Source organism: Nocardia sp. NPDC056064, from assembly GCF_042266925.1.
Lineage (GTDB): Bacteria > Actinomycetota > Actinomycetes > Mycobacteriales > Mycobacteriaceae > Nocardia.
Window position 1 is genome coordinate 2,649,328 of record NZ_JBHJWO010000001.1, and the last position, 23,555, is coordinate 2,672,882.

General features: G+C 68.7%; 21 protein-coding genes and 1 pseudogene. 9 read left to right on the top strand and 13 right to left on the bottom strand.

Annotated elements, in window-relative coordinates:
• Positions 1-21 precede the first annotated feature (21 nt).
• Positions 22-3,732: a multifunctional oxoglutarate decarboxylase/oxoglutarate dehydrogenase thiamine pyrophosphate-binding subunit/dihydrolipoyllysine-residue succinyltransferase subunit gene (locus ACFC06_RS12080; RefSeq protein WP_375929781.1), complete on the top strand. Its 3,711-nt coding sequence runs from the start codon at positions 22-24 to the stop codon at positions 3,730-3,732.
• Between the two features lie 63 nt (positions 3,733-3,795).
• Here ACFC06_RS12080 and ACFC06_RS12085 read toward each other — a convergent pair whose 3' ends face one another.
• The 4 genes and pseudogenes from ACFC06_RS12085 to ACFC06_RS12100 all read right to left on the bottom strand — a co-directional run bounded on the left by ACFC06_RS12085 (position 3,796) and on the right by ACFC06_RS12100 (position 6,791).
• Complete coding sequence (locus ACFC06_RS12085; RefSeq protein WP_375929782.1) at positions 3,796-4,368, bottom strand: hypothetical protein; 573 nt, start codon at positions 4,366-4,368, stop codon at positions 3,796-3,798.
• A gap of 53 nt (positions 4,369-4,421) precedes the next feature.
• Complete coding sequence (locus ACFC06_RS12090) at positions 4,422-5,900, bottom strand: serine/threonine-protein kinase (protein ID WP_375929783.1); 1,479 nt, start codon at positions 5,898-5,900, stop codon at positions 4,422-4,424.
• Between the two features lie 284 nt (positions 5,901-6,184).
• Positions 6,185-6,331 (bottom strand): annotated as a pseudogene (locus ACFC06_RS12095) (DUF4189 domain-containing protein); the annotation flags it as partial.
• Between the two features lie 97 nt (positions 6,332-6,428).
• Positions 6,429-6,791 (bottom strand): hypothetical protein, encoded by a 363-nt coding sequence (locus ACFC06_RS12100; RefSeq protein WP_375929784.1) that lies wholly within the window; start codon positions 6,789-6,791, stop codon positions 6,429-6,431.
• A 186-nt stretch (positions 6,792-6,977) separates the two neighbouring features.
• Here ACFC06_RS12100 and ACFC06_RS12105 point away from each other — a divergent pair, with 186 nt between their 5' ends.
• Entirely contained in the window at positions 6,978-8,141 is a 1,164-nt protein-coding gene (locus ACFC06_RS12105; RefSeq protein WP_375929785.1) for a hypothetical protein, read from the top strand.
• 3 nt (positions 8,142-8,144) lie between these two features.
• Here ACFC06_RS12105 and ACFC06_RS12110 read toward each other — a convergent pair whose 3' ends face one another.
• Positions 8,145-8,747, bottom strand: a complete 603-nt coding sequence (locus ACFC06_RS12110) for a hypothetical protein (RefSeq protein ID WP_375929786.1) — start codon at positions 8,745-8,747, stop codon at positions 8,145-8,147.
• A gap of 85 nt (positions 8,748-8,832) precedes the next feature.
• Between ACFC06_RS12110 and ACFC06_RS12115 the strand changes: the two genes are divergently transcribed.
• Positions 8,833-9,384: a TetR/AcrR family transcriptional regulator gene (locus ACFC06_RS12115; RefSeq protein ID WP_375929787.1), complete on the top strand. Its 552-nt coding sequence runs from the start codon at positions 8,833-8,835 to the stop codon at positions 9,382-9,384.
• A 10-nt stretch (positions 9,385-9,394) separates the two neighbouring features.
• Here ACFC06_RS12115 and ACFC06_RS12120 read toward each other — a convergent pair whose 3' ends face one another.
• Both ACFC06_RS12120 and ACFC06_RS12125 read right to left on the bottom strand, forming a co-directional pair.
• A complete protein-coding gene (locus tag ACFC06_RS12120) occupies positions 9,395-10,009 on the bottom strand; it encodes a Uma2 family endonuclease (RefSeq protein WP_375929788.1) in 615 nt (204 codons plus the stop codon).
• A gap of 148 nt (positions 10,010-10,157) precedes the next feature.
• Complete coding sequence (locus tag ACFC06_RS12125; RefSeq protein ID WP_375929789.1) at positions 10,158-11,201, bottom strand: NAD(P)/FAD-dependent oxidoreductase; 1,044 nt, start codon at positions 11,199-11,201, stop codon at positions 10,158-10,160.
• 81 nt (positions 11,202-11,282) lie between these two features.
• On the opposite strand from ACFC06_RS12125, the gene ACFC06_RS12130 reads away from it, so the two are divergent.
• Positions 11,283-11,867, top strand: a complete 585-nt coding sequence (locus ACFC06_RS12130; protein WP_375929790.1) for a helix-turn-helix domain-containing protein — start codon at positions 11,283-11,285, stop codon at positions 11,865-11,867.
• 3 nt (positions 11,868-11,870) lie between these two features.
• Here the strand turns inward: ACFC06_RS12130 and ACFC06_RS12135 are convergent, their stop codons facing one another.
• Complete coding sequence (locus ACFC06_RS12135) at positions 11,871-12,362, bottom strand: hypothetical protein (protein WP_375929791.1); 492 nt, start codon at positions 12,360-12,362, stop codon at positions 11,871-11,873.
• Positions 12,363-12,633: 271 nt separating this feature from the next.
• On the opposite strand from ACFC06_RS12135, the gene ACFC06_RS12140 reads away from it, so the two are divergent.
• Positions 12,634-13,803, top strand: coding sequence for a hypothetical protein (locus ACFC06_RS12140; RefSeq protein ID WP_375929792.1), 1,170 nt, complete (start codon positions 12,634-12,636; stop codon positions 13,801-13,803).
• Positions 13,804-13,805: 2 nt separating this feature from the next.
• On the opposite strand, the gene ACFC06_RS12145 is transcribed toward ACFC06_RS12140, so the two are convergent.
• A complete protein-coding gene (locus ACFC06_RS12145) occupies positions 13,806-14,441 on the bottom strand; it encodes a TetR/AcrR family transcriptional regulator (protein ID WP_375929793.1) in 636 nt (211 codons plus the stop codon).
• Between the two features lie 67 nt (positions 14,442-14,508).
• On the opposite strand from ACFC06_RS12145, the gene ACFC06_RS12150 reads away from it, so the two are divergent.
• The 4 genes from ACFC06_RS12150 to ACFC06_RS12165 all read left to right on the top strand — a co-directional run bounded on the left by ACFC06_RS12150 (position 14,509) and on the right by ACFC06_RS12165 (position 19,736).
• The gene (locus tag ACFC06_RS12150; RefSeq protein WP_375929794.1) at positions 14,509-16,050 is read left to right on the top strand and encodes a flavin-containing monooxygenase; all 1,542 of its coding nucleotides are present in this window, start codon (positions 14,509-14,511) and stop codon (positions 16,048-16,050) included.
• Positions 16,047-16,880, top strand: coding sequence for an SDR family NAD(P)-dependent oxidoreductase (locus ACFC06_RS12155; protein WP_375929795.1), 834 nt, complete (start codon positions 16,047-16,049; stop codon positions 16,878-16,880). The genes ACFC06_RS12150 and ACFC06_RS12155 overlap by 4 nt, the downstream gene beginning before the upstream one ends.
• A gap of 16 nt (positions 16,881-16,896) precedes the next feature.
• Entirely contained in the window at positions 16,897-17,850 is a 954-nt protein-coding gene (locus ACFC06_RS12160; RefSeq protein WP_375929796.1) for an alpha/beta hydrolase, read from the top strand.
• 92 nt (positions 17,851-17,942) lie between these two features.
• Positions 17,943-19,736 carry an AMP-dependent synthetase/ligase gene (locus ACFC06_RS12165; RefSeq protein WP_375929797.1) on the top strand — a complete coding sequence of 598 codons (1,794 nt, stop codon included), beginning with the start codon at positions 17,943-17,945 and terminating at the stop codon, positions 19,734-19,736.
• 187 nt (positions 19,737-19,923) lie between these two features.
• Here the strand turns inward: ACFC06_RS12165 and ACFC06_RS12170 are convergent, their stop codons facing one another.
• From ACFC06_RS12170 to ACFC06_RS12185, 4 genes are all read right to left on the bottom strand, one after another.
• Positions 19,924-20,634, bottom strand: coding sequence for a cutinase family protein (locus ACFC06_RS12170; RefSeq protein ID WP_375929798.1), 711 nt, complete (start codon positions 20,632-20,634; stop codon positions 19,924-19,926).
• 82 nt (positions 20,635-20,716) lie between these two features.
• Positions 20,717-21,157, bottom strand: coding sequence for a hypothetical protein (locus ACFC06_RS12175; RefSeq protein ID WP_375929799.1), 441 nt, complete (start codon positions 21,155-21,157; stop codon positions 20,717-20,719).
• Between the two features lie 223 nt (positions 21,158-21,380).
• The gene (locus ACFC06_RS12180) at positions 21,381-22,853 is read right to left on the bottom strand and encodes a DHA2 family efflux MFS transporter permease subunit (RefSeq protein WP_375929800.1); all 1,473 of its coding nucleotides are present in this window, start codon (positions 22,851-22,853) and stop codon (positions 21,381-21,383) included.
• A gap of 36 nt (positions 22,854-22,889) precedes the next feature.
• Positions 22,890-23,555, bottom strand: coding sequence for a PadR family transcriptional regulator (locus ACFC06_RS12185; RefSeq protein WP_375935415.1), 666 nt, complete (start codon positions 23,553-23,555; stop codon positions 22,890-22,892).

A 23,555-nucleotide genomic window follows, 5' to 3' on the forward strand; every position in this document is an offset into this window, starting at 1 on the left:
AACCAGTGGCTAGTCGACGAGATGTATCAGAAGTTCAAACAGGACCCGTCCTCGGTCGACGCCAGTTGGCACGAGTTCCTCGCGGATTACACCCCCGAAGCGAGCGAGTCCGCTAACAGCCAGCCGCAGGCTCCGGCCGCCGCGGCGGCGCCCAAGTCGGCCGTGGCCACCGCGCCGGCGCCGGCGCCGAAGGCCGCACCCGCCGCGAAGCCGGCACCGCAGCCCGCGCCCGCCGCGAAGCCCGCACCGGCCCCGGCCGCCGCGCCCAAGCCCGCGACCGTGCGCGCACCGCAGACCACCCCTGCCCCGGTGTCGAACGCACCGGCCACCACCGCGCCCAAGGCCGCAGCGGCCGCCGACGAGTCCAAGGTGCTGCGTGGCCCGGCCGCTGCCATCGCCAAGAACATGTCGGCCTCGCTGACCATCCCCACCGCCACCTCGGTGCGCGCGATCCCGGCCAAGCTGATGATCGACAACCGCCTGGTGATCAACAACCACCTGGCCCGTACCCGCGGCGGCAAGATCTCCTTCACCCACCTGCTCGGCTACGCGATCGTGCAGGCGGTCAAGGCGTTCCCGAACATGAACCGCCACTTCGCCGAGATCGACGGCAAGCCCAACGCGGTCACCCCCGCCCACACCAACCTGGGCCTGGCCATCGACCTCGCGGGCAAGGACGGCAACCGCTCGCTGGTGGTCGCGGCCATCAAGGGCACCGAGGACATGAGCTTCGGCCAGTTCCACACCGCCTACGAGGACATCGTCCGCCGCGCCCGCGAGGGCAAGCTCGGCGCCGACGACTTCTCCGGCGTCACCATCTCGCTGACCAACCCCGGCACCATCGGCACCGTGCACTCGGTGCCGCGGCTGATGCCGGGCCAGGGCGCGATCGTCGGCGCGGGCGCCATGGAGTACCCGGCCGAGTTCCAGGGCATGAGCGACGAGCGCATCGCCGACATCGGCGTGGGCAAGCTGATGACGCTCACCTCGACCTACGACCACCGCATCATCCAGGGCGCCGAGTCCGGCGACTTCCTGCGCACCATCCACAACCTGCTGATCTCCGACGAGTTCTACGACGAGATCTTCCACGGCCTCGGCGTGCCGTACGAGCCGGTCCGCTGGCGCAAGGACATCAGCGAGCGCGGCGTGGACAAGAGCGCCCGCGTGCTCGAGCTGATCGCGGCCTACCGCAACCGCGGTCACCTGATGGCCGACACCGATCCGCTGCGCCTGGTCAAGGACAAGTTCCGCAGCCACCCCGACCTCGACGTCACCCAGCACGGCCTGACCCTGTGGGACCTCGACCGCACCTTCAACGTGGCAGGCTTCCACGGCCAGGAGCGGATGAAGCTGCGCGATGTGCTCTCCATCCTGCGCGACGCCTACTGCCGCCACGTCGGGGTGGAGTACACCCACATCCTCGAGACCGACCAGCTGCAGTGGATCCAGGACCGGGTCGAGCAGAAGCACGTCAAACCGACTGTCGCGCAGCAGAAGTACATCCTGAACCGGCTCAACGCCGCCGAGGCGTTCGAGACCTTCCTGCAGACCAAGTACGTCGGCCAGAAGCGTTTCTCGCTCGAGGGCGCCGAAGCCGTCATCCCGATGATGGACGCCACCATCGACCAGTGCGCCGAGTACGCGATGGACGAAGTGGTCATCGGTATGCCGCACCGCGGCCGCCTCAACGTGCTGGCCAACATCGTCGGCAAGCCCTACTCGAAGATCTTCACCGAGTTCGAGGGCAACATGAACCCGGCGGCCACCCACGGCTCCGGCGACGTGAAGTACCACCTCGGCGCGCACGGTCAGTACCTGCAGATGTTCGGCGACAACGAGATCGCGGTCTCGCTCACCGCCAACCCCTCGCACCTGGAGGCGGTCGACCCGGTTCTCGAGGGTCTGGTGCGCGCCAAGCAGGACCTGCTCGACAAGGGCGACGGCCCCGACGGCTTCTCGGTCATGCCGCTGATGCTGCACGGTGACGCCGCGTTCGCCGGTCAGGGCGTGGTCGCCGAGACGCTGAACCTCTCGGGTCTGCGTGGTTACCGCGTGGGCGGCACCATCCACATCGTGGTGAACAACCAGATCGGTTTCACCACCGCGCCGGAGAACAGCCGCTCCACCGAGTACTCCACCGACATCGCGAAGTTCATCGGCGCGCCGATCTTCCACGTCAACGGTGACGACCCGGAGGCCTGCGACTGGGTCGCGCGCCTGGCCGTGGACTTCCGCCAGAAGTTCCGCAAGGACGTCGTCATCGACCTCGTCTGCTACCGCCGCCGCGGGCACAACGAGGGCGACGACCCCTCGATGACCCAGCCGGAGATGTACGACGTCATCGACACCAAGCGTTCGGTCCGCAAGGCCTACACCGAATCGCTGATCGGCCGAGGCGACATCTCCATGAAGGAGGCCGAGGACGCGCTGCGCGACTACCAGGGGCAGCTCGAGCGCGTGTTCAACGAGGTCCGCGAGCTGGAGAAGTACAGCCCGGAGCCCTCGGAGTCGGTCGAGGACGACCAGAAGGTGCCTGCCACCGTGCAGACCGCCGTCGACAAGTCGATCCTGCAGCGCATCGGCGACGCGTTCAACACCCCGCCGGACGGCTTCAACGTGCACCCGCGCGTCAAGCCGGTGCTGGAGAAGCGCCGCGAGATGGCCTACGAGGGCAAGGTCGACTGGGCCTTCGCCGAGCTGATGGCCTTCGGCACGCTGATCGACCAGGGCCACGACGTGCGCCTGACCGGTCAGGACTCGCGCCGCGGCACCTTCACGCAGCGCCACGCGGTGATCATCGACCGCGTCAACGCCGACGAGTACACCCCGCTGCACAACATCGGCTCGGAGAAGCCGGGCTGGTTCGCGGTGCACGACTCGGCGCTGAGCGAGTACGCCGCGGTCGGCTTCGAATACGGCTACTCCCTGGGCAATCCGAACGCCCTGGTGCTGTGGGAAGCCCAGTTCGGTGACTTCGTCAACGGCGCGCAGTCGATCATCGACGAGTTCATCTCCTCCGGTGAGGCCAAGTGGGGCCAGCTCTCCGACGTGGTGCTGCTGCTGCCGCACGGCCACGAGGGCCAGGGTCCCGACCACACCTCCGGCCGTATCGAGCGCTTCCTGCAGCTGTGCGCGGAGGGCTCGATGACCGTGGCGGTGCCCTCGACTCCGGCGAACTACTTCCACCTGCTGCGTCGCCACGCCCTCGACGGCATCCGCCGTCCGCTGATCGTCTTCACCCCGAAGTCGATGCTGCGCAACAAGGCCGTGGTCTCCGACATCAAGGACTTCACCGAGTCGAAGTTCCGTTCGGTGTTCGACGAGCCCACCTACGAGCAGGGCGTCGGCGACACCGCCAAGGTCAAGCGCATCCTGCTGACCTCCGGCAAGCTCTACTACGAGCTGGCCGCGGAGAAGGCCAAGCACAAGCGCGAGGACGTGGCCATCGTCCGGATCGAACAGCTCTACCCGATCCCGACCTACCGCCTCAACGAGGCACTGGCCAAGTACCCCAACGCGACCGACATCGCCTGGGTCCAGGAGGAACCGGCCAACCAGGGCGCCTGGCCCTTCTTCGGCCTCAACCTCCCGGAGGTCCTGCCCGACCACCTCGGCAAGCTCCGCCGCATCTCCCGGCGCGCCATGTCGGCCCCGTCCTCGGGTTCGTCGAAGGTCCACGCCGTGGAACAGGCCGAGATCATCGCCGAGGCCTTCGAGCCGACCGCGTAATCTCTTCCAGCACAACGGCCGACGCCGGGTGGATCACCACGATCCACCCGGCGTCGGCCGTTGTCAGGCCAGCAGGTTCCGCAGGACCGTGCGGACGTGCTGTTCGGTGAGCCCGCGCAGTTCGGCGCGGCCGATCCGGTTGCCGCGAACCGTCAGTGTGGTGTCCACGTACACGTTTTCGTCGAGCACACCGATGCGCACCTCGGTCACCGCACGCCCGTCCTCCTCGGCGCTCTCCTGCACGAACGCGTCTTCGCCGAGCCCGGCCAGGTATTCGAAACTCGTGTCCGGGTCCGCGATACGGTCGCCGACGAGGTAGGTGAAGTTGTCGTATTGCCGTCGCCGATCACCATCCGCCCGCGTGACCTTCAGGGTCAGCGACACGGTGAGATCACCGAAGGTGCCGGAGCAGAAGCCGGTCGAACCGAGGGGCTCCCCGTCGCTTTGCCGCCACTCGGCGCTGCCGCGACGCCTGAGTTCCGCCAGATCCACCAGCTCGCAGTGATCGTCGGGCTCCAGTTCGCGGTACTTGCGCGAGGCCGGGGTGTCGATCGGCGTGCCCGGTATCCATGACAAATCCTGCGCCCCACGCCCCAGCCACATCGCGGCGGCGATCACGAGGACCACCGCCAGCACACAGGCCGACACCGACGCGGCCAGCCAGGGCAGCGACAACCGTCGTCGTGGCGTCATGCGAGGCGCTCCCAGACTGCTCGTCCCTGCTGCTCACAGGCACTCACCATCTCCGCTTCGTCCACCGTCGTCGTCGCGGGTGTGTGCAGCGTGACCGCGACGACCACGTTGTCGTCGAAGAGGCCGAACTCGCAGGTAGGGCCGTACATGAAGGCCAGACGGCGCACGTAGAGATAGGAATCGTCACCGACCCCGAGCGTGCGCGCCCCCGCGGTCGTGCCGGTCGCCGACACGCGCGCCGACTCCCGGTCGCTGTGGAAGAACGCCTCGGCACTGTGGCCGTCGTTCACGACCTTGGCGAGCACGGTGACCCCGAGACCGCGATAGGAGACCGAGCAGTGATGACTCGAATACGGATCGGAGTCACCGGATTCGGAGTGCACGGGTGATTCGGGCGCCGACCCGCCGAGCTGTTCGAGGGCGGCCGGATCGAGCAGCTCACAGGCGTTCGCGACACTCTGCGTGGTGTAGACCCGGGCCGGTTCGCCACGGATCAGGTCGGTGGTGGTCATGACGACCAGCAGGGCGACCGTGGCCGCTGTCAGCACGGCGGTGAGCGCCCAGGGCAGCAGCGGCCCGCGTCGTTTCCGCCGCTGATCGGGCGACCCGGCCGCGAGAGCGGGCGAACTGCTCGGGGACGGTGCCGCGGGTTCGAACACCCTGGTCGCCGCGGCGGCGAGATCGGCACAGCGGGCGAATCGATCCTCGGGCCGTTTCGCCATCGCGGTCGCGATGACCGCGTCGATGGCGCGCGGCAGCTCCGGCCGGAGCTCGGAGGGGCGTGGCGGTGACGCGCCGAGGTGCGCGGCGATGACGGCAGCCTGATCGCTGCGTGGGAAAGGTGTTCGGCCGGTGAGCAATTGGAACAGCGTGCAGCCGAGGGAGTAGATGTCGGCCCGATGATCCACCGTGGCCCCGTGGAACCGTTCGGGTGCGGCGTAGGCGAAGGTCGCCGCCATCCCGGACAGGGTGACGGTGTCATCGAGCGTACGGGCGATACCGAAGTCGGTGAGCAGCGCCGTCTCCCGGCCCGCCGCGTCACGTTCGACGAGCAGGTTCGCGGGTTTGACGTCGCGATGCAGCACACCCTGTTCGTGCGCGAAGTCCAGCGCCGCGGCGGCGCCCTGGATCAGCCGCAGGGCCCGGGCCGGGTTCAGCCCGCCGGGCTCGGCCTCGAGCAGACCGATCGCGTCCCCACTCGCGACATATTTCATCGACAGCCACAGCACCGGGTCCTGCGGACCGCTGCGATCGTAGACGGAGACGATATTGGGATGCTCGAGCCGCGCGGCGACCGTCGCCTCACGCTCGAAGGCGTTGCGCGCCTTGCTGTCCAGCGACAGCCCGTGGCCCAGCACCTTGATCGCGACCCGGCGGTTCAGCCGCGGGTGCTCGGCGAGATACACCGCCCCCATCCCGCCGGTGCCGAGGAGCCGTTCGATCGTGTAACCGGCGAACAGTGTTCCGCGTTCCACCCCTGCCCACCTTCTACCGCGCCGTCCAGGGCGCGACATCGCCCGACACCCCTGGGTCGGATCGAATCTAGGTGCCCACGATGGCCCGGGCAACTCGCCTCCCTTGGTGGGCCACCGCACGACACCGTCGGCGCGGGCCGACACGATTCACCCGGCGTCCGTCGGCCGGTCGGTGGTCAGCGCGCGTTCGCTGTGCAGAGCACGTCGACGACCTCGGTACCGCTGAGCTCGGAGGACCCGAAGTTGGCCAGTCGCGCGACCGGGACGTGCTCCGACATGTTGTCGATGGCCTTGCGAATCGCCTCGCTACGAGTGCGTCCCGACGCGCCCGTGACCCACCCCTGATCGCTCCACACCAACGCCCCGCACCCATTGGCCCACGTCATGACCTGGCAGTCCGCCCCGCCGCCACAGCGGTCCCGCACGGAAGCGGCCGCCTCCTCTTACACGGTCCCGAGGATCGGAACCGCATAGCAAACCACGAATCTCGCAGTCCCACAATTTCTTTGGCACCCGCTCGGCCGCCGTTCAGCGGCCGCCGACGAACTTCTCGGCGGGGATGAACAGTTCGTGGCCGGAATCGAAGCGGAGACGGACGCCTTCGGGAAGCCAGTCGACCGCGGCGAATTCCAGGTTGTCGGTGCCGGTGAAGTCGACGCGGACGAAGTGGCCGTAGGACAGGGAGGGGTCGCGGCCGGAATAGATCTGGTGGTGGCGGTCCCTGCCGAGCAGGGTGCGTGTCTCGTAGATCGCCACGTAGTGGGTCGACCCGTCGGCGTAGCTGACCGTATCCGGCTGCCGGTTCTGGTCGACGACGTGGTGTGGGTGGATCTGGCTGTCCAGCACCATGACCACCGCCAGTACCAGCAGCCCGAGAACGAACCCGATCACGGCGGGGACCAGGCCGCCGCCTCCCGCTTTTGCGCTTCCCCGAATGTCCCCCACCGGGACGACACTAGACCCGCACCGAGCCGACGGCCCTCCCGTGGCGCAACTGACAGAGTTCTCTTATCCGGCTCCCCGGTGCGGCTCACGGCCGGCCGGTAGTGTCCGCCGGACGGACGGACAGGAGTCGAGATGACCGGCACACGCAACGGGTACCTGCTGGTCGGCGCGATGGCGTCGATCGGGGCGGGCGCCGTGCATTTCCTGGCGGCGGGCATGCACACCGAGCACGCGACACTGGCGCGGCTGATGGTGGTGCTCGCGGCGGCGCAGTGTGTGACCGGGCTGCTGGTGCTGGTGACCGAACGCAAGGCGGTCGCGCTGTCGGTGCTCGCGGTGAACGGGTTCGCGGCGGCGATGTGGGTGTTCACCCGGTTCGCGGATGTGCCGTGGATCGCCGGGTTGACCGCGGAGGCACCGCAGGTGGCCGACACGGTGTGTGCCGCGCTGGGTGCGCTGGCCGTGCTCGCGGTCGGGGTCGGGCTGGTGCGGCCCGGGGCGAGTCTGCCGCCGTTGCGATCCGGGATCGCGGCCGCCGCGGTCGGCGTGCTGGCGCTCGCGGCGATGCTCAACGGTGTCGGGCACGTGCACAGTCACGGCGACGGCGACCACGCGCACGCCGCCGGCGAGGACCATTCCCACGGCGAGCATCCCGACACCGGCGACGCCTGGCCGCGCCCGTTCGACCCCACCCAGCCGGTCGACGTCTCCGGCGTCCCTGGCGTCACCGCCGAGCAGGAACAGCGCGCCACCGCCCTGATCCGCAGCACCCTCGACGGCCTGCCCGCCTTCGCCGACGTGAACACCGTCGGCGCCCTGGGCTTCCGCTCGATCGGCGACTCCGCCACCGGCTACGAGCATTTCATCAACACCGGCTACCTCCGCGACGACGCCTTCCTCGACGCCACCCGCCCCGAATCGCTGGTCTACCGCGTCGACGGCGCGAACCGCACACTCGTCTCGGCCATGTACATCGCCAAGGGCAAGAAGATCGACGACCCCGACCTGGTCGACTACGGCGGCGCCCTCATGCAGTGGCACGTCCACGACAACCTCTGCTGGCGCGCGGGCGACAACGGGCCGCAGGTCGCCGGCGTCACCGACGAGCAGGGCAACTGCCCGCCCAACTCCATCAACCCCGGCTCCGGCAACCCGATGGTCCACGTCTGGATCGCGCCCCACCAGTGCGGCCCCTTCGCCGCGCTGGAAGGCCACGGCGCGGGCCAGGCCGGCACCGACGGCCGCCGCACCGACACGTGCGCCACCGGTCACGATCACGGCGGTGGGCACAAGTAGTCCTCAGCCGTCACGCCCGGTGCGGCTCAGCGCGATTCCCGCGCGGATCGCCGACACCGCCGCGCCGGGTTCGTCGGCCCAGAACGCGACGACCGACGCCGTGAATTCGCCGTGCGGTGTCACGAAGGTCCGGGGCTCGGCGAGGTCGAGGCGAACGTTCGTCGAACTCCCCGCGACGACCGCCAGCGTCTTTCCGTTGAGCTGCAAGGATTTCCCGTCGTAGCCGCTCAGATCCTGGTGTACCGCGCGGACTTCGTCCAGATCCAGGTCGAGACGGGTGCGGCGCAGGTAGCGCACGCGCAGCCGCTCGCCGGTGAGCACATGGGGATAGACATGATGCGCGGCGATCATGCCGATCATCAACAGCACTCCCCAGATGCCGAGCACCAGCGCGACGATCCGCACCGGCGCCCACGGGATGAGAAAGTGCACGGCCGGGATCTCGATCGCGCTCACCACCAGAAATGCCCACAGCACCGGCGATTCCGCGCCCGCGTAGCGAATCGGCACGCCGTCGGCGGTGTCGGGCCTGCGCGCGACCGCCCGCACGAGGCTCACCCACATATCCGTCTCCAGCCGGATGAACCCCAGCACCATCGCACGCATCGAACCCCTCCTTTGCAATACAGATGCATCGTAAAGAACGGCAGGCCCATATGGCAATACGACTGCATCGTGAAAAGATGGGTCCATGCCGAAACGGGTGGATCATGAGGCACGGCGGGCGGCGATCAGCGACGCGGTGATGCGATTGCTCGCGCGCGAGGGCCTGGAGGCCATCAGCCTGCGGAATGTCGCCGCCGAAGCGGGCGTCTCGGCGGGGCAGGTACAGCACTATTTCCCCAGCAAGGACTCCATGATGGAGTACGCGGCGGGCGCCATCGCCGAACGGATCGGCGCCCGCGTCGCCACCGCGGGCACGGACCCCAGCCTGCGCCAGATCCTCACCGCACTGCTCCCCACCGACGCCGACTCGGCCGCCGACGCCCGCAGCCTCATCGGCTATCTGGCATTCGCGTCCGTCCGCCCCCAGGTCGCCGCGACCATGGCCACCAACGGACGGTCCTTCCGCGACTATCTCGCCACGATGCTCCCCGACCACCCCGATCCCACCACCGCCGCCGACGCCCTCCTCGCCCTCCTCGACGGCCTGGCCCTGCACGCCACCCTCGGCCAGATCTCCCCCGACCGGGCCCACACCCTGCTCACCGCGGCGATCGACACCGCGCTCGCGCGGCGGTGAATCGGGGAAGTCAGTCGGCGGAGCCCTTGGGGTCGACGGCGCGGGCGAGGTCCAGGTCGAGGGGGAAGGGGAGGTCGACCTTCATGCGGCCGTGGTGGATGCCGGTGGTCGAGTACTTCCCTGTCGCCGGGTCGAGCTGGTAGGCGTAGACCACCGCCCGGCCGTCGACATTCTCGACGCGCCAGAAGTGTGGGATACCCGCTTCGGCGTAGAGCTGGGGCTTGCGGTGACGGTCGCGTTCGACGGAGTCCGGGGAGACGACCTCGATCGCGAGGACGACGTCCTCCGGACGGAACGTGGTCTGGTCGAGCCCGGTGAATGCCGCCGTGTCGACAACCATGACGTCGGGTTCAGGTCGTTGCCGCGCACCCAGCGTCACTGTCATCTCACGGATGACGGTGTACTCCCCGGGAATCTGCGCGAGCAGCTGCCATTCGAGGAATCGGATGAGAAGCAGGTGAAACATCATCTGCGGACTCACGAAAACCAAGCTCCCGTCGATCAACTGAGTGTGCGGCGGCAGTTCACTCAGATGGTCCAGGTCCTCGGCGAAATATCCCCCCGGTGGCGGCACCGGCCAGCTCAACGGGGCCCGGCCCCCCGGTGGCATCGGCTCCGCTGTCATCGGTTCCTCGCTCATTGTACGGCGATCATCTGACACCGCCCAGTATGGCACACCGGCAGCGGCACCAAGTGGGCATTATCGCTGCTCAGACGCAGCGCGGCGGCTGGTCCGCGAGGCGTGGACAGCACCCGCGGACCAGCCCCCGGGATCACGATCGCACGGGCTGGGTGACGCGGCGGGCGGCGACCGCGGCGGCGGTCTCGGCCATCACCAGTTCCGCGTTGATCTGCGCGCCCGCCATCGCGCCCGCGGCCGAGGCTGCGCCGACCTGGGCGGTGGGCTCGCTGAGATTGCCCGCGATCCAGACGCCGGGGACGGCGGTGCGGCCGACCGGGTCGGCGGGGAGGTGATCACCCATGCCCGACGGGTGCGGCTGCGGGGGCAGTCCGAGACCGGTGAGGAAATCGGCGCGGATGCTCGAGCGCGGGGCGACCACGAGGGCGTCGCGTTCGAGCACAGTGCCGTCGGCCAGGCGGACTCCGGCGAGCCGGTCGGCGGCCGAGAGGACCTCGGTGACTTCGCCTTCCACGATCCGGATGCCCCGCGCGGCCAGCTTCTCGGCATCCTCGTCACCCGGTGCCTGCGCGGTGTGCGCCAGGTAGACGACATCGTCGCTGAGCTGACTGAACAGCAGCGCCTGGTGCACCGACATCGGACCGCTCGCGAGCACGGCGATACGCCGATCGCGCACCTCCCAGCCGTGGCAGTACGGGCAGTGCAGCACGTCGTGCCCCCAGTGTTCGCGCAGACCGGGGATCTCCGGAAGCACATCGGTGATGCCGGTGGTCACGAGCAGGCGCCGGGCCCGCACGGTCCGCCCGTCGGCGAGGGTCACCCGGAATCCGGGCGAATCCTGCGCCCCGGCAAGCGTTTCCGCACCGCGAGGATCGGCCACGTCGGCGAGACCGGGCACCGAGTCCTGATCGCTCCCGTCGATCCGATCGACCGCGACGACAACCCCGTCCACCACCTCCCCGCCGTACCCGACCACCTCGGCCCGCCCCTGCGCGACCAGTTGCGCGGGCGGCGTCCCGTCGCGGGCCAGCAGTCCGTGCACACCCTCGGCGGGTGCGTTGCGGGGCGAGCCCGCGTCGATCACCAGGACCGAGCGTCGCGAGCGGGCCAGCATCAGTGCCCCGTTCAGGCCGGCGGCGCCACCGCCGATCACCACCACGTCATACGAATCGTTCATCTCGACCTCCTTCGCCGACCACCATGCCGACCACCCCGCCGAACCGGCAAGGTTATTTGCCGCTATGGCAAACTGGATGACATGGACGACCTCGAACAGACCCTCGACTCGGTCGGCCCCCGCCTGCGCGCCCTGCGCTCGCAGCGCCGCACCACCCTGGCCGACCTTTCCCAGGAGACCGGCATCTCGGTCAGCACGCTGTCGCGACTGGAGTCCGGCGACCGCAAACCCACCCTCGAACTGCTGCTCCCCCTGGCCAAGGCACACGGGGTGACCCTCGACGAACTCGTCGACGCCCCCGCCACCGGCGACCCACGCATCCACATGCGTCCGATCACCCGCCACGGCATGACCATGCTCCCGCTCACCAAGCGCGCGGGCGGCATCCAGGCGTTCAAGATGATCATCGCCCCGGGCGCGACCGACCGGCCGCAGACCCCGCAGGTGCACGAGGGTTACGAGTGGCTCTACGTGCTCAACGGCCGCCTGCGCCTGATCCTCGGCGACAACGACATCGTGCTCACCCCCGGCGAGGCCGCCGAGTTCGACACCCATGTCCCGCACTGGTTCGGCGCCGCCGACGACCAGCCGGTCGAGTTCCTCAGCCTCTTCGGCAAGCAGGGCGAGCGCGCTCATCTGCGCGCCCGCCCCCGGGGTTCGGACTGACGATCAGCCGAGCGTGAAGCTCGCCCGGCCGGAGATGTGCTCGAGCTCCTGGTGCTGCAGCAGGGTCTCGTCGGTGGTGACGATCCAGGCCTCGACCCGGCCCGCGCCGGGGCCCATCCCCATGCCGGTGATCACGCCGTCGGGCAGGCCGACGAGCGCGCCGTTCTCCACGCGGTGCGACTGGCCGTCGCTGTAGCCGGAGTCGAGGTTCCGCCAGCGCACCGCGATGCGGTAGGACTGGCAGAAATCGCCGGTCTGGGTGATGTTCACCTTGACGCCGAACTGGCCGGACTGCGGCTGCGGCACGGTCGAGGCATTGATGATCGCGGCGCAGTTGGCACCGGGCGTGCGGCTGAGGGTCGGGGTGAACTGGACCGTCGGATCGCTGGGGATCGCGGTGGCCGGGCCGGTGAGACCGACCAGGGCGGCGACGGCGGCCAAGGTGGCGATCCCGGCGCGGCGGGGAAGCGAGGACTTGCTGTTCGTGAGAGTCATGTTCCGTACTTCGCGGCAGGCACAGAAGCCGTTAACCACCGTAAAGGTCTCGATTCGGAATACGAATTACCAAGGGGCACAACAGTTTTGGGGTCTTTCCCGACACCGGAAAACATGCTTTCCCCGCACCCGTATGTCGGACGCGGACACCGCTTCGTTAGCCGCGACAACGGTCTCGATCCCGCAACGCGCCCGTCCGGCCGGGACCGGCGGCGATCCTCGCCCACGGTCGTATTCTGAGCCCGACCAGCACTTCCGCCGAGGAGGGCAGATGGGCGAGCGGCATTCCCCGAAGGCGAGCCGGTTCCGGTTCACCGTCACCGTCGTGCTCCTGCTGCTCACCGGCGTGCTGGTGATCGCCGGGGTGCTGGCCCGCTATCTGCACTCGGACCTGCTCGACACCGACCGCTACGTCGCCATCGTGGGCCCACTGGCCACCGAACCGGCCATCCAGGACGCGGTCACCGACCAGGTCAGCGCGGCGATCCTGAACCGCCTCGACGACACATCCCTGGCCCAGGACCTCGCCGCCGCCCTCACCGATGACGACACCGCCGCGGACTCACCCCGCCTGCAGGCCGCCCTGCGCGCCCTGCCCGCTCTGCTCCGCGCCGAGCTCGACGATCTGGTCCGCGAGACCACCGAATCGGTGGTGCGCAGCGAGCAGTTCGCCGAGCTGTGGACCTCGGCCAATCGCGGGGCGCACACCGCGGTGAGCGGGGTGCTCACCGGCTCCGGACCACTCGAGGTCGACGAAGACGGCACGGTGCGCGTCCCGCTCGACCAGGTCGTGGAGGTCGTGCGACAACGGCTGCGGGAGCGCGGCGTGGAGGTCTCCGGCGAATCGCGCACGATGACCGCGGAAGTGGTCGTCTTCCAGGACGAACGGATCGCGCGGGCCCAGCACTGGACCCGACTGCTCGACCGGGCGGCCACCGGGCTGCCGGTGCTCGCGCTGCTGCTGGCCGTCGCCGCGATCGTGATCGCCCCACCGGGCACCCGCCGCCGCGCGGTCGCCCTGCACGGCGCGATCCTGATCGCCGCCATGGCACTGCTCGCGGTGGCGATCGCGCTCGGCCGTCACTTCTACCTCTCGGCGGTGTCGCTGAATCCGGAGGTCGCGCGCCTGCTGTTCGACACCGTCACCGACCCGGTGCGCGAGAAGCTGCGCGTGGTCGCCGCCTACGGCGCCGTGCTGGTGGTGTTCGCGCTGCTGACCGGGCCGTCACGTCCCGCGCGAGCGGTGCGGGCACGGATCGCGACGGGCTGGGCGGCGATCATCCGCCGACCCGGCCTGGCGAGCTGGTGCGCGGTCGGCCTGGCAGCGCTGGTTCTGATGTTCTGGACATCGCCCTCGATCACGGCGCTCGTGGTGGTCGCGGCGGCGGCCTGCGCGGCCGTGGTGACGATCCGACTGCTCGCCCGCCGCGCACAGCGTTGACCTCAGCTCTGGAGCGCGGTGATCAGCGCGGGGCTCAAGGCCAGCGCGGGCAGTGACTCCACCAGCAGTTCGACCAATTGCTCACGGGTGACCGGCTTTTCGAGCATCCAGGTGAGGATGGTCTCCTCGACGAAGGCGATCCAGCCGCGGATGGCGAGGGTGAGCCGGGCCAGGTCCGGGTCGCTGGGCGGTAGCGGCAGTTCGCTGACGATGAGGTCGGCGATGGTGGCGCGGGTGCTGTCGACGTAGCCCGACATCTCCGGGGTGATGCTGGCCGGGCCGCGCAGCACCGAGCGGTAGGACGCGGAGTGCTCGGTGACGTAGTCGACGAAACGGTCGATCGAATCGCGCAGCATGTCGAACAGCGACAACTCCCGGTTCGGGGCGATCGCGGTGTAGAACTCCTCGATCACGTGCCGGGCGATGGCCTCGTGGAACTCCTGCTTGGACGCGAAGTAGTGGAACAGCAGGCCACGCGAGATGCCTGCCTGCTTGGCGATGTCGTCGACCGAGATGTCCTCGAGCGAACGCCCGGCCAGCATTTCGGCACCGAGGGTGATCAGCTGCTGCCGACGCTCCTCGGGGCTGAGCCGGATGCGCTTGGTCTCGCCGGAAGTCCTGATGGTCACGCCGCCCATCGTAGCGCTACTGAACTCGATTCAATAGCTGTTGACTCCGGCTCAATAAGACCGTAGTCTGCTGTACATGAGTCGCAAGGTTACAGACAAAGTTGTCGACCGCAGCGCCGCCCGCCACATCAAGACGATCATCGTCGGCAGCGGGTTCGCGGGCCTCGGCATGGCCATCCGCCTGCATCAGCAGGGTCGTGACGATTTCCTCGTGCTCGAGCGCGGCAGCGATGTCGGCGGCACCTGGCGCGACAACACCTACCCCGGTGCCGCCTGCGACGTGCCCTCGCACCTGTACTCGTACTCCTTCGCGCTGAACCCCGACTGGTCGCGCTCGTTCTCCAAGCAGGGCGAGATCCAGGCCTACATCCGCGGCGTCGCCGAAAAGAACAATGTGCTCGACAAGCACCTGTTCGACTGCGATGTGCTCGGCATGCGCTGGAACGCCGAGACCGCCCGCTGGGACATCACCACCAGCAAGGGCGATTTCACCGCCGAGACCGTCGTCTCCGCGGTCGGGGCCCTCTGTGAGCCCTCGCTACCCGACATCAAGGGCATCAACGACTTCGCCGGCGAGATCTTCCACTCGGCCCGCTGGGACCACGAGGTGGACCTGACCGGCAAGCGCGTCGCCGTGATCGGCACCGGCGCCTCGGCCATCCAGATCGTGCCCGCCATCGCGAGCAAGGTCGCCCACCTCGACCTCTACCAGCGCACCGCGCCCTGGCTGCTGCCGCGCATGGACCGCCCGTACTTCCTGCCCGAGCGCCTGGCGTTCAAGTACATCCCGGGCGTGCAGCGCCTCTCGCGCGCGGCCATCTACGCCGCCCGCGAGACCCAGGTGGTCGGCCTGGCCAAGTACCCCGCGCTGATGAAGATCTTCGAGACCATCTCGCGCGGCAAGCTGCTGGCCGAGGTCCGCAACCCGGTCAAGCGCGCGCTGGTCACCCCGGACTACCGCATCGGCTGCAAGCGCATGCTGATCTCCAACGAGTACTACCCGGCCATCGACCGCGACAATGTCGAGGTCGTCACCAACGGCATCGCCGAGGTGAAGGCGGGCTCGATCGTCACCAAGGACGGCACCGAGCGCGAGATCGACGCGCTGATCGTGGCCACCGGCTTCCACGTCACCGACTCCCCCGCCTTCGAGGGCATCATCGGCAAGACCGGACAGACCCTGGCCGAGCAGTTCGACGAGGTCGGCCAGCGCGGCTACAAGGGCTCGACCATCGAGAACTTCCCCAACATGTTCTTCCTGCTCGGCCCGAACGTGGGCCTGGGCCACACCTCGATGGTGTTCATGATCGAATCGCAGATCAACTACGTGGCCGACGCCCTGGCCACCATCGACGCCGAGGGCCTGCGTACCGTCGAGGTCCGCAAAGACGTGGTCGACACGTACAACACCGCACTGCAGGCGAAGATGGCCGACAGCGTGTGGATGAACGGCGGCTGTGCCAGCTGGTACATGGACAAGCACGGCAACAACACCACGCTCTGGCCCGATTTCACCTTCCAGTTCCGTAGGCTGACCAAGAAATTCGATGTCGCTGCCTACGACACGACTTCTTCGACCGACTCCGACACCGAACTGAAAGTGGTGGCAGCACAGTGAGCAAAGATGCTTACTTCACGAACAAGGTCTGTGTGATCACGGGCGCCGGGTCCGGCATCGGCCGCGCGCTGGCCGAGAACCTGGCCCGCCGCGGCGCCAAGCTGGCGCTGTCCGACATCGACGCCGAGGGTCTGGCCGAGACCGTGCGCCTGGTCGAGGCGCTGGGCGCGCAGGTCAAGGCCGACCGGCTCAATGTCGCCGAGCGCGAGGCGTTCCTGCTCTACGCCGACTCGGTGAAGGCCCACTTCGGTGTCGTGCACCAGATCTACAACAACGCCGGTATCGCCTACCACGGTGACGTGGTCAAGACCGACTTCAAAGACATCGAACGCATCATGGATGTCGATTTCTGGGGCGTCGTCAACGGCACCAAGGCGTTCCTGCCGATGCTGATCGACTCCGGCGACGGTCACGTCGTCAACGTCTCCAGCCTGTTCGGCCTGGTCACCGTGCCCGGCCAGGCGGCCTACAACTCGGCCAAGTTCGCGGTGCGCGGCTTCACCGAGGCGCTCTACCAGGAGATGAAGATCTCCAAGGCGCCGGTCAAGGTCACCTGCGTGCACCCCGGCGGCATCAAGACCGCGGTGGCGCGCAACGCCACCTACGCCGAGGGCATCGACGGCGCCAACACCGCCTCGCTGTTCGACAAGTACCTGGCGATCCACAGCCCGGAGATGGCCGCGCAGACCATCACCGAGGGTGTGCGCAAGGGTCACGCGCGCGTGCTGATCGGCTGGGAGGCCAAGGTGCTCGACGCGAGCGTGCGCTTCCTGGCCTCGGGCTACAACCGGATCTCGGCCGTGGTCAACGGCCGCTTCATGCCGCACTGACCTCAGGACGACGCCCATGCGCGAGTTCAAGATTCCGCTGCCGATCGTGCGGGCGGTGCTCGACCCGGTCTTCCGGGTGACACTCAACGCCCGCCTGCCGATCGCGGCGCAACGCGCTCTGCTCGACGCGGTCTCCCTGCTGCAGCTGGTGCCGGACGGTTCCATCGTCCAGCGGCTGCAGCTGGGGGGCCGCCCGGCCGAGCGGGTCATCGCCGAGACCGCGATTCCGGGTTCGCGTACCCACGCGGTCCCGCCGGAGCGCGCCGCCGGCGCGATCCTGTACCTGCACGGCGGTGGCTACGTGGTCGGTTCGCTGGCCACGCACCGCTCGCTGGTGGCCCATCTGGCCAGGGAGAGCGCCTGCGCGGTGTACTCGCTGGAATACCGGCTGGCCCCCGAGCACCCGTTCCCGGCCGGCCTCGACGACGCCGAGGCCGCGTTCCTCGACCTGGTCGACAACGTCGGCTACCGGCCCGAGCAGATCTGCCTGGCGGGTGACTCGGCCGGTGGCGGCCTGGCCTTGGCCCTGGCGCAGCGACTGCTGGCCCGCCACGGCATCGCGCCTGCCGCGCTGGGCCTGATCGCACCCTGGGTCGACCCGACCCAGGTACCGACCAAAGACCGCGACCTGGTGATCAACCGGGCGTGGTCACAGGCGTGTGCCGCCCACTATCTGGGCGACGCCGCCGTCACCGAGGCGGGCTACGCGCCCCTGCTCGGTGACCTGTTCGGCCTGCCTCCCACCTACGTGCAGGTCGATGTGAGCGAACTGTTACACGATCAGTGCCGACAGCTGGTCACGGCCCTTCGGGGGGCGGGTGTGCACGTCCGCTTCAGCGAAACCCGCGGCCTGTGGCATGTCGCGCAACTGCAGGCCGCGCTGGTCACCGAGGCCGCGCGGGCACTGAGCGAACTCGCAGAATTCCTGCGAGAAGCAATACAGCCGGTATCGATAGACGATTTACGATAAAGCCTGGTGACGGGCAATTCGGGCGGCGATATCGCGACCCGGCCGAGAGTGTCGTAGATTACTGGCGAGTAGAACCCACTGGAAGGGCACAGATGCGAGAGTTCGAAGTTCCGGCTTCCTACACCATCCCGGACGATGCGAACAATTCCGACAACGTCTTCCGCTTCGCGCAGGAGACGCCGAACACGGTCTTGTTCAACGTCCCGAACGGCAGCGGCGGCTGGAACGACGTCACGGCGGCACAGTTCGAGCGGGCCGTCACCGGCGTGGCCAAGGGCCTGATCGCCGCGGGCATCGAGCTGGGCGACCGGGTCGCCATCATGGCCGCCACCCGGTACGAGTGGACGCTGCTGGACTTCGCGATCTGGGCCGCCGGTGGCGTGACCGTCGCGATCTACGACAGCTCGGCCGCCGAGCAGGCCAAGTGGATCCTGCAGGACTCCGAGACCAAGCTGCTCGTCGTCGAGAACGACAAGCACCGCGCGACCATCGAGGAGATCGAGGCCGGTTCGCTGCCCGCGCTCGCCGAGACCCTGCAGATCGACAAGGGCGCGATCGACGAGCTGACCAAGCGCGGCACCGACCTCGACGACTCGGTCGTGCACGAGCGTCGCAAGCAGGTCGGCGCGGCCTCCCCCGCCACCCTGATCTACACCTCGGGCACCACCGGCAAGCCCAAGGGCGTGCAGCTGACCCACGCGAACCTCTACGCCGAGTCGCGCTCCGGCGGCATCGAGCTGTCGGCGTTCGTCTCCGAGGGCCAGAAGACCCTGCTGTTCCTGCCGCTGGCGCACGTGTTCGCCCGCGCGGTCGCGCTGATCGCCTTCGACTCGAAGGTGACCATCCGGCACAGCTCGGACTGGACCACCCTGGTCGAGCAGTTCGGCGAGTTCAAGCCCGACTTCATCCTCTCGGTGCCGCGCGTGTTCGAGAAGGTGTACAACTCGGCCAAGCAGAAGGCGCACGACGGCGGCAAGGGCAAGATCTTCGACGCCGCCGCCGAGACCGCCATCGCCTACAGCGAGGCGCTCGAGAAGGGCAGCCCCGACCTGCTGCTCAAGCTCAAGCACTTCGTCTTCGACAAGCTGGTCTACAGCAAGCTGCGCGCGGCCCTCGGTGGCCAGTGCCTGGCCGCTGTCTCCGGTGGCGGCCCGCTGGGCGCGCGCCTGGGCCACTTCTTCCGTGGCGTCGGCGTCACCATCTACGAGGGCTACGGCCTGACCGAGACCACCGCCGCGTTCAGCGTCAACACCCCGCAGTTCATCCGCGTGGGTTCGGTCGGTCGCCCGATCCAGGGCCACGCGGCCAAGATCGCCGAAGACGGCGAGCTGCTGCTCAAGGGCTCGGTCGTGTTCGACGGCTACTGGGGCAACCCGGAGGCCACCGCGGACTCCTTCGAGGACGGCTGGTTCAAGACCGGTGACCTGGGCGCCATCGACGCCGACGGCTTCATCACCATCACCGGCCGCAAGAAGGAAATCCTGGTCACCGCGGGCGGCAAGAACGTCTCCCCCGCCGTGCTCGAGGACTCCCTGCGCGCGCACCCGCTGATCAGCCAGGTCATGGTCGTCGGTGACGGGCAGCCGTTCATCGGTGCCCTGATCACCCTCGACCCGGAGGCCCTGCCGGGCTGGAAGGATCGCAACGGCGTCGCCGCCGACACCGCGATCGAGACACTGATCGAGAACCCGGCGCTGGTCGCCGAGGTGCAGGCGGCGGTCGACGAGACCAACAAGAAGGTCTCCAAGGCCGAGGCGATCAAGAAGATCCGCATCCTGCCGGTCGACTGGACCCAGGAGGGTGGCGAGCTCACCCCGAAGATGTCGCTCAAGCGCGCCGTCGTGATGAAGCAGTACGCCTCCGAGGTGGACAAGATCTACTCGTAGGTCTCACTGGTACGAAACGGCCGGTCGCGCAGTGTATGCGCGGCCGGCCGTTCGTCATATCTCGACAACCACGGGGTTTCGGCCGCCTCGCGTCCGAGGGGCGAGACGTAACGGCGCAGCCGGAGTATCGCTCCTCGGACGTGAGGCTCGAGGGGCCGAAACCCCCGCGGCGCCAGCCGCAAATGACTCAGTAGCGCTGGGCGGCGAATTCTGCTGCGGTGAGGGTCATTCCGTTCACCGCGTAGAGGGTGTGGACGGCGTTGGGTTGGGCGAGGGGGGAACCGTCGCAGATGTTGTCGGTGGGGATGCACAGGTCGATGGTCTTGCCCGCGTAGGGGTCGCCGACGGTGACGACGGGGGCGCCCGCGTCGGTGAGGAAGCGTTCGGAGGGTTTGCCGAACAGGGCGACCGCGGCGATGTGCTCGGCGATCTCGGGTGCCAGCGGTTCGGGAATGTAGGACAGGTATTCGGTGGGCACGCCCGCGGGCGCGTCGGCGCCGAGCGCGAAACCGGCCACGGCCGCACCCTGGCTGTAACCGCCGAGCACGATCCGGGTGCCGGGGCAGGCGGCGGCGAGGTATTCCACGCGCCGCTGGGTGTCGTCGATGCCGCGCAGGACGGTGTGGGCGAAGGCGAGGCGGTCGGTGAAATCGCTGCTGGCCGGGTAGTTCACGCCGTAGGCGCCGACCGAGCGGCCGCCGGCGTTCAGGCGCACCGCCTCGACGAAGGACGTGCCGGTGAGACCGAGTTCGCCGCCGGGCTCGGCGGTCCCGCGGGCGAAGACCACCTCGATGTCGGCGCAGGGCGCCGCGGTGGCCGGATGGGTGGGCGCTACCAGCGGAATCGCGGCTGCCAGAAGAGCTGCAGACACGAATCGAGGAAGAGAACGTGCTGTCATGCCGCGCAGACTACCGACCGGCGGCGCGCACCCGGCGCTTCGTGGCGCCGACGCGCCGCCGGTCAGCGGGTCTTTCGCGAGGCTAGGAAACCGGGGCCGGGATCGTCCGGCGGGCGCGCAGGGCGTAGAGGCCCGCGATACCGATGGCGATGTCGGCGCCGATCTCGAACAGTGCGGCGAACCAGGAGAACCCGGTGACGCGGGCCTGCGGCGGCGCGTTGATGAAACTGTCGCTGAGCGGCCCGAACCAGTCGGGCAGTATGTGCACCACGATGAAGCCGGCCGCACTGGCAAACCCGACGATCGTCGCCGCCAGGGGTGCCGCGCTGTGCCCGCGGAACACCAGCACGATGGTCAGCACCGCGAACAACAGCTGGAGCGTGCCCAGCGCGTTGACCAGCGCCGAACAGACGTTCAGCCCCCGCCAGAAGTGATCCCCGGCATGCACGAACAGCGCCACGGCGAACACCGCGGTCGTCGCCCGCAAGGCCCGGTCGGCTGGATCGGTGGTGGTCTCCGGCATGGGGTCCTCCTGCCCATCACGACTACTACATAGCGTAGTTTTTCGAGCACGATCCGCACAGGGTTTCCGCCGTCACGAATGGGTCACCCCCACTCCGACCGGTCTCGGCGCGGATATCCGCGCTGGCAGAGACCCCTTTCCGGTCGACGTCCACCGGGGTGGACGGCACACAGCACAGAGCCGCCCGTCGCGACAGTTCGCGACGGGCGGCTCGAGGGGAGAATCAGACGCCCGCGTCGGCTTTCTCGAGTTGCGGGCGGGGGGCGGCGGACTTGGTGTGACCCACGAACAGCGCCGAGGCGACGACCCCGATGAGGAGGATGGCGGCCGGGAGGATCATCGACTGGCCCAGGGCGGTGCTGAACTCGTCGAGGATCTGCGGCGGAAGGGGGCCGGTGGCGGCACCCTCGCCGACCGGACCGCCGCCACCGAGGCCGTTGGCGGTCAGGCGCGCGGCGATCAGCGCGCTGATGGCCGCGCTGCCCAGCACCGAACCGACCTGGCGGGTGGTGTTGTAGACACCCGCCCCCGCACCGGCCTGCGCGACCGGCAGGTTGTGCGTGGCGATCGAGGCCAGCGGAGCCCAGATGCAGGCGTTGGCGAAGCCGGCCAGAGTGGCCGCGAGCAGGAACCAGACGATCGACGAATCCGGGCGCATCAGCGCCGCGAAGGCGAACACCGAGGCCGCGAACAGCGTGAAACCGATGGTCGGCACCAGCCGGGGCGGCAGCTTGTCGGAGATCCGGCCGATGAACGGCGCGGTGAAACCGGTGGCCAGCGCCATCGGCGCGAACACCAGCGCCGAGGTGGTCGGCGACATCTCGCGCACGGCCTGCAGATAGAAGTACGAGGGCACCATCAGCGAGGTCACCGCGGCACCCATCGCCGCGATCGCCAGGTTCGACAGCGCGAAATTGCGGTCGCGGAACAGGCTCATCGGCACCAGCGGTTCGCCGGTGTTGCGGGTCTGGTTGATCACGAACACCACCAGCATCACCACACCGAAGCCGATGAGCAGCCAGATACGCAGCGACCAGTCCTGCGCGTTGCCCTCCTGGATGCCGAACACCAGCGCCAGCATGCCGACACCGCTGAGCACCACGCCGACGATGTCGAACTTGTGCTCGCTGGTCGGCAGCGCCGGCACCAGCCACACGGCCAGTGCGAACGCGATGATGCCGACCGGCACGTTGACGAAGAAGATCCACTCCCAGCCGAGATTGTCGACCAGCACACCGCCCAGGATCGGGCCGACCAGCGTCGCCAGACCGGCCACGCCGCCCCACAGACCCATCGCCGCGCCGCGCTTGTCCGGCGGGAACGTGCGGGTGATGACGGCCATCGTCTGCGGCGTCATCAGCGCCGCGCCGATGCCCTGGGCCGCGCGCGCCGCGATCAGCATGCCGATGCTGCCCGACAGACCGCACCACAGCGAGGCGACGGTGAAGACCGCCAGGCCGATCAGGTAGATGTTCTTGGGCCCGAACCGGTCACCGAGGCGGCCGGTGACCAGCAGCGGCACCGCGTAGGTGAGCAGGTAGGCACTGGTGACCCAGATGACGTTGGAGATGTCGGTGTCGAGCTCGGTCATGATCGCCGGGTTGGCGACCGCGACGATCGTCATGTCCAGCAGGATCATGAAGAATCCGACGACCAGCGCGAACAGCGCGGGCCACGGATTGCGTCGGTCAGTCATCGAAGTGGTTCCTATCGAGAAGATGAAGCGCGGATATCAGCCGCGGGCGGGAACGTCCACCCAGCGGGGTCGCGGTATGGGGTGGTCGCGGCTCGGCCAGTCGTCCTCGGTCCCGATACCGCTGATGACGCGTTCGCCGGTGCCGGGGTCGAACTCCTCCCACTCGACGGCGCCGCTGCCGAGTTCGGCGGCGAAGCCCTCGATCCAGGTCAGTTCGGCGTGCAGGGTGGTGCGGATGTACTCCAGGACCATGCAGTACCGGCGCGGCATGGCACGGTCACGGGTCCAGTCGATCAGCGCGTCGATGTCGGCGAGTTCGTGGCGCAGGTGCGCGACCCGCTCGCCGAGCAGCGTGACGACCTGCTCGCGCGGCAGGCTGTGCGCCTCGGCCAGCGCCAGCCGGAAGATCGGGTACTCGCGCGCGGGGGTGCTCAGCAGCTCGGCGATCCGCTCGCGCAAGGCGGTGCGCCCGGATTCGGTGATCCGGTAGGTGGTGCGTTCGGGCCGGTTACCCGCCCGATCGGTGCCCTCCGCGGCGACCATCTCGTCGTCGGCCAGCCGCGCCACCGCGTGATACAGCGACCCCGGCCGCACCTTGACCAGCAGATCCTCCCGCCGCGCCACCAGCAGTTGATACATCTCGTAGGGATGCATCGGCCGCTCGTCCAGCAGCGCGAGCACCGCGACCGCCAACGGCGACAT